Genomic DNA, 11283 nt, shown 5'->3' on the forward strand with positions numbered 1-11283 from the left:
ACTGAGTTCCTGTACGGGACGTGCTGGCCGACAAGTGGGGTGTGGGGGAGCGGGAGCCGGGCAAATTCGTGTGGTATGAGTTCATTTGCCCGGGCGGTGAATCCGGCGATGGCTCGGATCTTGGAATGGTCGGATTCGGGCCGGGGGGCGCTGCGTAGGGTGCCGGTACTTGGACGTCCGAGCAACTGACAGGAGCCGCCCCATGGCCGTCGAGCCCGCCGCACAGCCGACCCGAGCCGCCGGGCCCGCCGAAGGTGCCCCGGTCCCCGCGCTCGCCGCGCGGGCCGCCTCCGTCGGGGCTTCGCCCGTACGGGAGATCCTCGCGCTGACCGCCCGGCCGGAGGTCATCTCGTTCGCGGGCGGGCTGCCGGCGCCGGAGCTGTTCGACGGGGCGGGGATGGCCGACGCGTTCCGGGCGGTGCTGGACGAGCAGGCCGCCACGGCGCTCCAGTACTCGACGACCGAGGGCAGCCCGGCGCTGCGGGCCGCCACCGCCGAGCGGCTCGGCAAGCGCGGGCTCGCCACCGACGCGGACGACCTCCTCATAACCACCGGGTCGCAGCAGGGCCTCACGCTCCTCGCCGCCGCGCTGCTCGAACCCGGTGACGTGGTCGTGGTCGAAGACCCCTGCTACCTCGCGGCGTTGCAGGTGTTCGGGTTCGCCGGGGCCCGGGTCGTCGCCGTGCCGTGCGACGAGGACGGGCCCGACCCCGTCGCCCTCGACGAGATCGTCGCGCGCGAGCGGCCAAAGCTCTTCTACTGCGTGCCCACCTTCCAGAACCCGACCGGCCGCACCATGACCGCCGAGCGGCGCCGGGCGGTGGCCGATGTGGCGGTGCGGCGGGGCCTGTGGATCGTCGAGGACGATCCGTACGGCGAGCTGCGCTACGAGGGCGAGGACGTGCCCTGGATCTCCTCGTACGAGGGCGCCGCCGACCGTACGGTGCTGCTGAGCAGCTACTCGAAGATCATGGCGCCGGGGCTGCGGATCGGGTGGCTTCGGGCGCCCCGCGCATTGCTGCGGGCCTGTGTCATCGCCAAGCAGGCGTCCGATCTGCACACCCCGACGGTCAACCAGCTCGCTGCCGCGCGGTACTTGGCGGACCGGGATCTGGATGCGCACCTTGCCGCCGTGCGGGGTGCCTATCGGGAGCGCCGGGACGCCATGCTCGCGGGGCTCGGCGATGCGCTGCCCTCGGGGTCGAGCTGGAATCGGCCCGAGGGGGGCATGTTCCTCTGGGTTCGGCTGCCGGCGGGGTGGGATGCGACTGCCTTGCTGGGCAGGGTGGTTGAGCATGACGTGGCCTATGTCCCCGGGGCGCCCTTCTTCGCGGGCGTGCCCGATGTGGCGGCGCTTCGGCTGTGCTTTGTGACTTCTGCGCCGGGTGAGATTCGGGAGGGGTTGGGGCGGCTCGGCCGGGCGCTCAACTCCGTTACTGGTTAAGGGGTTTGGTGCCCTGGGCTCGCCCTGGTGGCCGTCGTGGCCGTCCCTGGGGCTCTGCCCCAGACCCCGAGAGATGGCCCCTCCCCGCCCCTTCCCCAAACCCTCCGGGGGTGAAGTGCCCCTGGGGGCTCCGCCCCCAGACCCCCGTTCGCGCCTGAAGGGCGCTGGTCCTCAAACTCCCCCAAGGCCTTAAGGGCCAGGGGGGGACCTCATGACGGGCTGAAAGTGGGTGGGCAGTCGGGGGCTCGGGGTCAAGCCTTCGGCTTGGCTCGTACGTGCATGCGTTCGCCCTGCCTGCCGAACAGGCTCAGCACCTCGACCGGCCGGCCGTCCGCACTGCTGAACCAGTGCGGCACCTTCGTGTCCCACTCGGCCACCTCGCCGGGGCCGAGCACCAGGTCGTGGGCGCCGAGGACGAGCCGGAGCCGGCCGTCCAGGACGTACAGCCACTCGTAGCCCTCGTGCGAGCGCAGCTCCGGCTCGCTGCCCCGGTCCGGGATCACCAGCTTGTACGCCTGGAGGGGGCCGGGCGAGCGGGTCAGCGGGACGAACGTGCCGCCGTTCGCGTGGGGGCGCGGGTTCAGCCTGACCCGGGGGTCCCCGACCTCGGGCGCGCCGACCAGATCGTCCAGGGGCACGCCGTACGCACTGGCCAGCGGGAGCAGCAGTTCCAGGCTGGGGCGGCGCTGACCCGACTCCAGGCGGGACAGGGTGCTCTTGGAGATGTTCGTTGTCTCGGCGAGCGCCGCGAGCGTGAGGCCGCGTTGGGCGCGCAGCCGCTTGAGACGCGGGCCGACCTCGTCCAGGACCGCCTGGTGGGCGGGGGGCGTCGGGGGCGGCTCTGCGCGGGGCGGTTTGCTCACGGTTCGGGGCATGGTCACATTCCATCCGGCCGTCCCGGTATTGGCAACGTGGATTGCCGTTCTCGACGTACCGGAGGACCTTCTGCGGCATGAGCCCCTGCGGCGGGCTCCGGCCGGAGAGCGGGGTTCATGGTGAAGTTCACAGGCGTGGGGACGTCCGAGGTGGTGGCGGGGCGAGGGGGGCCCGGCGGCCCGGTCCGGTGGGTGTTGGCGGGGCTCTCGCTCTCGATGCTGCTCGCGTCGCTCGGCACCAGCATCGCCAACGTCGGGCTGCCGAGCCTGGCACATGCCTTCGGCGCCTCGTTCCAGCAGGTCCAGTGGGTGGTGCTCGCCTACCTGCTCGCCGTCACCACGCTGATCGTCGGCGTCGGGCGGCTCGGTGACCTCGTCGGGCGCCGCCGGCTGCTGCTCGCCGGGGTGCTGCTCTTCACCGTGGCCTCGGCCCTGTGCGGGGCCGCGCCGACGCTGTGGCTGCTGATCGCGGCCCGCGCGGCACAGGGGCTCGGGGCGGCCGTGATGATGGCGCTCACCATGGCCTTCGTCGGCGGGACCGTGCCCAGGGCGAGGACCGGCCGGGCGATGGGGCTGCTCGGCACGATGTCCGCGATCGGCACGGCCCTCGGGCCCTCGCTCGGCGGTGTCCTCGTCTCCGGATTCGGCTGGCGGGCGATCTTCCTCGCCACCGTGCCGCTCGGGCTCGTGACCCTGGTTCTGGTCCGTCGCCAGCTGCCCGCCGACGCCCATGGGTCGGCGGACCGGCAGCCGTCCGCCGACGGTCGGCGCGCCGATGGCGCCCGGCCCCGCTTCGACCACCCGGGCACCGCACTCCTGGCCCTCACCCTCGCCGCGTACGCGCTCGCCATGACGCTGGGGCACGGCCACTTCGGTGCCCTCACCGCGCTGCTGCTCGCGGCCGCCGCGCTGGGTGCCGTGCTCTTCGTCCGGGTCGAGGCGCGGGCCGTGTCCCCGCTGGTCCGGCCCGCCATGTTCCGCGATCCGGCGCTGCGCACGAGCCTCGCCATGAGCACCCTGGTGTCGACGGTGATGATGGCGACGCTGGTGGTCGGGCCGTTCTACCTCTCGCGGGCGCTCCGCCTCGACGACGCCCTGGTCGGGCTCGTACTGTCCGCCGGTCCGCTGGTCGCCGCGCTGACCGGGGTGCCGGCCGGGCGGGTCGCGGACCGGTTCGGGGCGTACCGCATGACCGTCGCCGGGCTCGGCGCATCGGCCACGGGGTGTGTCCTGCTGGCCGTGACGCCCACCGCGCTCGGGGTGCTGGGCTATGTCGGGCCGCTCGTGATCGTCACCGCCGGATACGCCGTCTTCCAGACGGCCAACAACACCGCCGTGATGGCCGACGTCCCGGCGGACCGGAGGGGCGTCACCTCCGGAATGCTCAACCTCTCGCGCAACCTCGGCCTCATCACCGGGACTTCGGTCATGGGCGCGGTGTTCGCGTTCGCCTCGGCGACGGACGACGTCACCACGGCGGGTCCGGGCGCGGTGGCCACCGGCATGCGGGTGACCTTCGCCGTCGCGGCGGCCCTGGTGCTCGCCGCCCTCGCCCTCGCGGCCACGGGCCGCGCTCTCGACCGGCGCCCGGCGCCGGCGGGTTGAGGCCTGGGCCGGCCCCGGTTCGGCTACCAGCTGTCGATCGTCGACAGGTCCGACTGCCAGTACGTCGCCATCGCCTGGCTGTCCACGACGGCCACGCTCTTGGAGAGCGCCGCGTAGGCGGACGGGCCGGTGGACTCGTTGCCGGAGCGGCCGTGGAAGTACACGGTGACGTGGTCGGCCTTGTACGCCTTGCCGCCGTCGTCCTCGCCCAGGGTGCGGACCATCGCGTACGCCGAGGCGCCGGGGGACAGCGTGACGACGGCCTGGGGGATGGTGGACCGGTCGATCTGGATCGGGGACTGCGCGTCCTTGGAGAAGGAGATGGAGGGGGCGGTGTAGGCGTTGCACAGCGTCTTGCCGGTGTTGGTGACCGTCAGGAGGATGTGGTTGATCGGGCGGGTCACCGGGGTCGCCGTCAGTTTCACGTTGGCGCCGGTGCACGGGGTGTCGACGATCCCGCCCCCGGACGAGGGCTTCTTCGCGGGCTTGCCGTCCGCCTTGGCGGGGGTGGCGGCGTGCCGGCCGGAGCCCGCACCGGACGAACCCGCACCGGACGAACCCGAACCGGACTTACCCGTACCCGAGCCCCAGCCCGAGTCCTCGGCCGTGGCGCCCGCCGAGTCGGTCGCCGCCGGAGCCTGGCTGTCGCCGCTCGACGGGGCGGCGGCCGAGGACGCGGCCGGCTTGTCGCCCGCCTTGGCGTCGCCGGCACCGCTTCCGCCGCCGCAGGCGGTCAGGGCGAGGGCGGCGACGAGGGTGGTGGTCGCGGCGGCTGCTGTACGGAAGTTGGTGCGCATGTGAAAGGTGCTCCCCGTGTGCATCGTGATGTGTGAGCCGTGATGGGTGAATCGAGCGTGGTGCGTCGGTCCGGTCACCCGGCCAAGGGCGTGGACGCGTCAGCGGCGGTACTGGTGGAGAAGCATGATGAGCGTGGCGATGGATGCCGCCAGGACGACGACGGCCACCGAGTCCGCGAGGTTGAACCGGATGCGGATTCGCATGGTGTGCTCCCGGAACGAGCTGTTCGGCTGCTTGCTGCACCTACCTTGCGGGCCGGTCCGGCAGCCCGGCAACGAGCAAGGGACAATAGGGGAAGCTGGAACGCTGGAACACCCTTTGACCTGGGGAAACAACCTGTCCCTGGAATGCGTTCCTGGGACGGATGGGGAGGGAACCGGGGCATGGCGACAACGGAGTCCGAGCAGTTCGCGGCGCTGCTGCGGGAGTTGAAGGACCGTTCGGGGCGCAGCTACGGAGTACTCGCGGGCAAGCTCCACATGAGTACGTCCACGCTCCACCGGTACTGCAACGGGGACGCGGTGCCCAACGAGTACGCGCCCGTCGAGCGGCTCGCCCGGCTGTGCGGGGCGAGCGCCGAGGAGTCCGTCGAACTGCACCGGCGCTGGATCCTGGCGGACGAGGCGCGGCGCCGCGCGCGCGGGGCGAACCCGGTGCAGGGTGCTTCCGGTACGGCTCCCGGCGCCGCTGCGACCGATACCGCTGCGACCAGCGCCGCTGCGACCGGTACCGCTCCCGAGGCCGACCCCGCTCCCGAGGCCGCCCGCGCCCCCGCCGCTCCTGTTCCCGAGACCGCGTCCGCTCCCGGCCCCGTCGAAGTCCCGGCCGCCGGGCGGCAGTCGGGCGCGGAGCCGGCCGAGCAGTTGCCGTACGTCGTCGCGTCCGAGCCGGCCGGCCCGCCCGCCGCGGCAGGCAGGTTCCGCAGCAGGCGGACGCGGCTCGTGCTCATCGGGGCCGCCGTCGTGGCGCTCGCCGTGCCCGCCGTGGCCGTCGCCGCGCTCTCGGGTCCCGACGACAAGCCCAGCGGTACGGTCGCGGACGCCAAGGAGAGCCGGGCGGCGGCCACCAGGAGTGCGGCCGGGCGCCCCACGCCGAGCACTTCGCCGAGCCCCACGCCCAGCGCGTCGGCATCGGCCCCGGCGAGCCCGTCCGCCTCCGCCTCGCACCCGGCGCCGTCCGCCAAGCCGGGTGTCGCCTACGGCACACCCATCAGCGTGGGCATCAGCTCGTACGACTGGGACACGCCGTGCGGCAAGTTCTACCTGCTCGACCAGAAGCCCAGCTCCGTCCCGCCGCCCCCGCCCAGCGCGCAGGACCGGCGTTCCTGGGCGCGGGCGCTCGGCGGGGTCGACGGCGGGAACCTGAAGCTGGAGCTGACCACCACCGGCAAGACCCAGGACGCCGTGGTGATCACCGGGGTCGATGTGCGGGTGGTGGGGCGCGAGTCGCCGTTGAACTGGACGGCGTACTCCATGGGCACCGGCTGCGGCAGCGGGGTCGTCCCGCAGACCTTCGACATCGACCTGGACGCGACCCAGCCGGTCACCAGGCCGGTCGCCGGGAAGCAGGGCGACGAGGTCGTGCCGGCCAAGGGCTTCCCGTTCAAGGTGTCCACGCACGACCCGGAGGTCTTCGACCTGGACGTGCACGTGGCGGCGCACGACGTCAGCTGGTACCTGGAGGTCGGCTGGAGCAGCGGCGAGCACTCCGGCACGGTCAAGGTGGACGACGGCGGCAAGCCGTTCCGCACCAGTGCGGTCAAGGGCCGGCCGGCGTACGACTACAACACCCAGGGCAACGCGTGGGAGCAGCTCGACAACCAGTGAACCGGTCGTCGCGTCAGTGGACCGGCCGGTAGTGAACCGGCCGGTCCCACGCGGGAGTTGGCGCCCGGCGGACCTGGCTAGAGGCGCTCGGGCGTCCGGATGCCGAGCAGGGCCATGCCCTGGGTGAGCGTCCGGGCGGTCAGGTCGCAGAGGAACAGGCGGTTCTCCGCGATGTCCTTCGGCGGCTCGGGCTTGATGACCGGGCACTGGTCGTAGAACGTGGTGAAGAGCGAAGCCGCCTGGTACAGGTACGCGGCCAGCTTGTGCGGGGCGTACTCGGCCGTGGCCTCGGTGAGCAGCTCGCCGAACGCGTCCAGATGCAGGGCCAACGCCCGCTCCGCCGGGGCGAGTTCGAGCTCCGGGTGGGCGGCGGGGGCCACGCCGTCGGCCTTGCGCAGGATCGACTTGATCCGGGCGTAGGCGTACTGGACGTAGACCGAGGTGTCGCCGTTCAGGGACACCATCTGATCCAGGTCGAACTTGTAGTCCCGGTTCGCGGAGGTGGACAGGTCCGCGTACTTGACCGCGCCGATGCCGACGTACCGGCCGTTCTCGACGATCTCCTCCTCGCTCAGGCCCGCCTTCTCGGCCTTCTCGCGCACGACGGCGGTGGCCCGCTCGGCGGCCTCGTCCAGGAGGTCCTCCAGCTTGACCGTCTCGCCCTCACGGGTCTTGAACGGCTTGCCGTCGGCGCCGAGCACCGTGCCGTAGCCCATGTTGTGCGCGGTGACGTCGTCGCCGAGCCAGCCCGCCCGGCGGGCCGTCTCGAAGACCATCTTGAAGTGCAGCGACTGGCGTACGTCCACGACGTAGATCAGCGTCGTGGCGTCCAGGTCGGTGACGCGGTTGCGGATCGCCGAGAGGTCGGAGGCCGCGTAGCCGAAGCCGCCGTCGGCCTTCTGCACGATGAGCGGGACCGGCTGGTCGTCCTTGCCCCGGATCTCGTCGAAGAAGACCACGAGCGCGCCGTCGGAGCGCACGGCGACGCCGGACTCCTCCAGGAGGCGGGCGGTCTCCGGCATGAGGTCGTTGTAGGCGGACTCGCCGACGATCTCGTCGTCCCGGACCTCCATGTCCAGCTTCTCGAAGACCGAGTAGAAGTAGACCTTCGACTCGTCCACGAACTGCTGCCACAGCTCTAGGGTCTCCTTGTCGCCGGACTGGAGGGCGACGACCCGCCTGCGGGCGCGCTCCTTGAACTCCTCGTCCGAGTCGAAGACCGCGCGGGACGCCTTGTAGACCCGGTTCAGGTTGCTCATGGCCTGCTCGCCGTCCACGGCGTCGGCCGGGGCCAGCTCGCCGGGGTTCTCGATCAGGTACTGGATGAGCATGCCGAACTGGGTGCCCCAGTCGCCGATGTGGTGGCGGCCGATGGTCTTCTCGCCGGTGAAGTCGAGCATGCCGCGCAGCGCGTCGCCGATGACCGCCGAGCGCAGGTGGCCGACGTGCATCTCCTTCGCCACGTTCGGCTGGGCGTAGTCGATGACCGTGACGCCCGGGTTCTCCTTCAGGGGCACGCCGAGCCGGTCGTCCGCGGCGCGCGCGGCGAGGGTCTCGATGATCGCCCGGTCGGTGAGCGTGATGTTGAGGAAGCCGGGGCCGGACACCTCGACGTCCTTCAGGAGGTCGGGTGCGTCCAGCGCGTCGGTGACCTTCGTCGCGAGCTCGCGCGGGTTGCCCTTGAGCTTCTTCGCGAGCGCCAGGATGCCGTTGGCCTGGAAGTCGGCCCGGTCGCTTCGTCGCAGCAGCGGGTCGGTGGAGCCGGCCTCCGGCAGGGCAGCCGAGAGGGCGTCCGCCAGGCGCTGCTGGACAGTGGAAGCGAGGGAATGGACCGAGGCCATGAGGTGCCGTTCCTGTCGGGAGTGAGGACGATTGCCCTCCGATTCTCCCACGCGGCCCCCTTGCCTTTCTCCCGAGATACGGGCAACCCCGGAGGAGCTCGTTCCGTCTGGGAGAATGAGCGTGCCGGCCTCTCCAGGGCAGACGAGGGCATTACGAGAAAGAAGGACGTGCCGACCGTGGCTCAGAGCAGCACCGAGACCGACTGGGTCTCCCGTTTCGCGGACGATGTCATCGCCGAGTCGGAGCGACGTGCGCCTGGCAAACCGATCGTCGTCGCGTCCGGCCTCTCCCCCTCCGGCCCGATCCACCTGGGCAACCTGCGCGAGGTCATGACCCCGCACCTGGTCGCCGACGAGGTCCGGCGCCGCGGTTACGAGGTCCGGCACCTGATCTCCTGGGACGACTACGACCGCTACCGCAAGGTGCCGGCGGGCGTGCCCGGCGTCGACGAGTCCTGGAACGAGCACATCGGCCGCCCCCTGACCTCGGTCCCGGCGCCGGTGGGTTCGGCGTACCCGAACTGGGCCGAGCACTTCAAGGCCGCGATGACCGAGGCCCTTGCCGAGCTGGGCGTCGAGTACGACGGCATCAGCCAGACCGCGCAGTACACCAGCGGCGTCTACCGCGACCAGGTGCTGCACGCGATGAAGCACCGCGGCGACATCGACGCGATCCTGGAGCAGTACCGGACCAAGAAGGCCCCGGGCAAGAAGTCGCAGAAGCCGGTCGACGAGGCCGAGCTGGAGGCCGCCGAGGGCTCCGGCGCCGCGGCCGAGGACGACGGCACCGGCTCGACGGGCTACTTCCCGTACAAGCCGTACTGCGGCGGCTGCGGCAAGGACCTCACGGTGGTGTCGGCCTACGACGACGACACCACGGAGCTGACCTACACCTGCTCCGCGTGCGCGTTCTCGGAGACGGTCCGGCTCAGCGAGTTCAACCGCGGCAAGCTGGTCTGGAAGGTCGACTGGCCGATGCGCTGGGCCTACGAGGGCGTGATCTTCGAGCCGTCCGGCGTCGACCACTCCTCGCCGGGCTCCTCGTTCCAGGTCGGCGGCCAGATCGTGTCGATCTTCGACGGCGTCCAGCCGATCGGCCCGATGTACGCCTTCGTCGGCATCAGCGGCATGGCCAAGATGTCGTCGTCCAAGGGCGGCGTGCCGACTCCGGCCGACGCGCTCCAGATCATGGAGCCGCAGCTGCTGCGCTGGCTGTACGCCCGCCGCAGGCCCAACCAGTCCTTCAAGATCGCCTTCGACCAGGAGATCCAGCGGCTCTACGACGAGTGGGACAAGCTGGAGGCGAAGGTCGCCGACGGCTCGGTGCTGCCCGCCGACGCCGCCGCGCACAGCAGGGCCGCCCGCACCGCGGCCGGTGAGCTGCCGCGCACCCCGCGTCCGCTGCCGTACCGCACGCTCGCCTCGGTGGTCGACGTCACCGCGGGCCACGAGGACCAGACCCTGCGCATCCTGACCGAGCTGGACCCGGCGAACCCGGTCACCTCGCTCGACCAGGTGCGCCCGCGCCTGGACCGGGCCGAGAACTGGATCACCACCCAGGTCCCGGCCGACCAGCGCACCCTGGTCCGCGAGACCGCGGACACCGAGCTGCTCGGCTCGCTCGACGCCGAGGGCCGCGAGTCGCTGCGGCTGCTCGTCGAGGGCCTGGACTCGCACTGGTCGCTCGACGGTCTGACCACGCTGGTCTACGGCGTGCCGAAGGTGATGGCGGGCCTGGAGCCGGACGCCAAGCCGACGCCGGAGCTGAAGGTCGCCCAGCGCTCGTTCTTCGCGCTGCTCTACCAGCTCCTGGTGAGCCGCGAGACGGGCCCGCGCCTGCCCACCCTGCTGCTCGCCGTGGGCGCGGACCGGGTGCGCAAGCTGCTCGCGGCCTGACGCCGTCCCCGTACCGCCCGAGGGCCGCCACCCGCTGTGGGTGGCGGCCCTCGGCCTATGCCTCAAGTGGGGCTTTCCACAAGTCGGCTGACGTTGCGTCAGGCGATGTGGTCTTCGACGGCCTGGGTCTCGAAGTGCTGCTTGAACTGCGGGTACAGCTTGCGCAGCACGGCGGCGCTGTCGGGGTAGCGCACCCCGTGCTCGTCCGTGAGCTTTATGTCGAGCGTCTCGACGTTGGGGTAGTCGCCCTCGGTGTTCACGTGCTGGCGGAAGACGTCGTAGGCGAGCTCCGCGAACTGGGTGAACTCCTCTTCCGTCGGCTCGGGTTCGGTGTACGGCTCCTGCTCCGGCGCGGGCTGCTGCTCCGGTCCGGGCTGCGGGCTCGCGGCGCGCGGGGCCGGCACGCCGAGGGGGCGTTCGCGGCCGGGGCCGGACGGGACCATCACCGGCTCGGGCTGCTGCTGGAGTCCGTCCGCCGCGAACGCCGGGTCGTACATGCCCGCGTACTCCTCGGGCGAGACGTGCTGGGCGGCGAACCACGGGCTCTCGTGCGTGGTGGGCTGCTCCTGCTCCTGCTCCTGCTCGGCATGCGGCTGCGCCTGCTCCGGGTGGGCGGACGGCGGTTGGGCCTGGGCCTGCGCTTCGGCCTGTGCTTGGGCCTGTGCCTGGAGCGGGGGCTCCTCGGGCGGGGTGTGCGCGTGTGCGGGCGGGAGTTCGGGCTGCGGCTCGGGGCGGGGGGCCGGGGGCGCGGGCGGCAGCAGCACCGGTTCCATGCCGGCGGCGGCCAGGCCCGCGGGGGCGGTCTCGGCGAGCGGCACGCCGAACTTGGCCAGGCGCAGCGGCATCAGCGACTCGATGGGGGCCTTGCGGCGCCAGGCGCGGCCGTAGACCGCCTGGAGGCGGGCACGATAGACCAGGCGGTCCTGTTCGAGCTTGATGACCTGCTCGTAGCTGCGCAGCTCCCACAGCTTCATCCGGCGCCACAGCCGGAAGGTGGG

Annotated in this window: 7 protein-coding genes and 1 pseudogene; 4 read left to right on the forward strand and 4 right to left on the reverse strand. The window is 72.0% G+C overall.

Annotation, left to right across the window (positions count from 1 at the left end):
* Window positions 1-202 precede the first annotated feature (202 nt).
* Window positions 203-1444 (forward strand): aminotransferase-like domain-containing protein, encoded by a 1242-nt coding sequence (locus CG740_RS31475; protein WP_100578702.1) that lies wholly within the window; start codon window positions 203-205, stop codon window positions 1442-1444.
* A 251-nt stretch (window positions 1445-1695) separates the two neighbouring features.
* Here CG740_RS31475 and CG740_RS31480 read toward each other — a convergent pair whose 3' ends face one another.
* The gene (locus tag CG740_RS31480; protein WP_100578703.1) at window positions 1696-2319 is read right to left on the reverse strand and encodes a helix-turn-helix domain-containing protein; all 624 of its coding nucleotides are present in this window, start codon (window positions 2317-2319) and stop codon (window positions 1696-1698) included.
* A 117-nt stretch (window positions 2320-2436) separates the two neighbouring features.
* Between CG740_RS31480 and CG740_RS31485 the strand changes: the two genes are divergently transcribed.
* Entirely contained in the window at window positions 2437-3924 is a 1488-nt protein-coding gene (locus CG740_RS31485; RefSeq protein ID WP_100578704.1) for an MFS transporter, read from the forward strand.
* A 23-nt stretch (window positions 3925-3947) separates the two neighbouring features.
* Here CG740_RS31485 and CG740_RS31490 read toward each other — a convergent pair whose 3' ends face one another.
* Window positions 3948-4721, reverse strand: a complete 774-nt coding sequence (locus CG740_RS31490; protein WP_234376587.1) for a DUF4232 domain-containing protein — start codon at window positions 4719-4721, stop codon at window positions 3948-3950.
* Window positions 4722-5105: 384 nt separating this feature from the next.
* On the opposite strand from CG740_RS31490, the gene CG740_RS31495 reads away from it, so the two are divergent.
* Complete coding sequence (locus tag CG740_RS31495) at window positions 5106-6548, forward strand: helix-turn-helix domain-containing protein (protein ID WP_100578706.1); 1443 nt, start codon at window positions 5106-5108, stop codon at window positions 6546-6548.
* Window positions 6549-6625: 77 nt separating this feature from the next.
* On the opposite strand, the gene argS is transcribed toward CG740_RS31495, so the two are convergent.
* Entirely contained in the window at window positions 6626-8389 is a 1764-nt protein-coding gene (gene argS, locus CG740_RS31500; protein ID WP_100578707.1) for an arginine--tRNA ligase, read from the reverse strand.
* 177 nt (window positions 8390-8566) lie between these two features.
* On the opposite strand from argS, the gene lysS reads away from it, so the two are divergent.
* Window positions 8567-10285: a lysine--tRNA ligase gene (lysS, locus tag CG740_RS31505; protein WP_100578816.1), complete on the forward strand. Its 1719-nt coding sequence runs from the start codon at window positions 8567-8569 to the stop codon at window positions 10283-10285.
* Window positions 10286-10383: 98 nt separating this feature from the next.
* Here lysS and CG740_RS31510 read toward each other — a convergent pair.
* Window positions 10384-11283 (reverse strand): annotated as a pseudogene (locus CG740_RS31510) (DUF2637 domain-containing protein); the annotation flags it as partial.

It is taken from the genome of Streptomyces sp. CB01201 (genome assembly GCF_002803085.1).
GTDB lineage: Bacteria > Actinomycetota > Actinomycetes > Streptomycetales > Streptomycetaceae > Streptomyces > Streptomyces hundungensis.

Coding starts and splice junctions, on each gene's coding strand:
- CG740_RS31475 (WP_100578702.1), top strand. CDS start 203: ATGGCCGTCGAGCCCGCCGCACAGCCGACCCGAGCCGCCGGGCCCGCC.
- CG740_RS31480 (WP_100578703.1), bottom strand. CDS start 2,319: ATGCCCCGAACCGTGAGCAAACCGCCCCGCGCAGAGCCGCCCCCGACG.
- CG740_RS31485 (WP_100578704.1), top strand. CDS start 2,437: ATGGTGAAGTTCACAGGCGTGGGGACGTCCGAGGTGGTGGCGGGGCGA.
- CG740_RS31490 (WP_234376587.1), bottom strand. CDS start 4,721: ATGCGCACCAACTTCCGTACAGCAGCCGCCGCGACCACCACCCTCGTC.
- CG740_RS31495 (WP_100578706.1), top strand. CDS start 5,106: ATGGCGACAACGGAGTCCGAGCAGTTCGCGGCGCTGCTGCGGGAGTTG.
- argS (WP_100578707.1), bottom strand. CDS start 8,389: ATGGCCTCGGTCCATTCCCTCGCTTCCACTGTCCAGCAGCGCCTGGCG.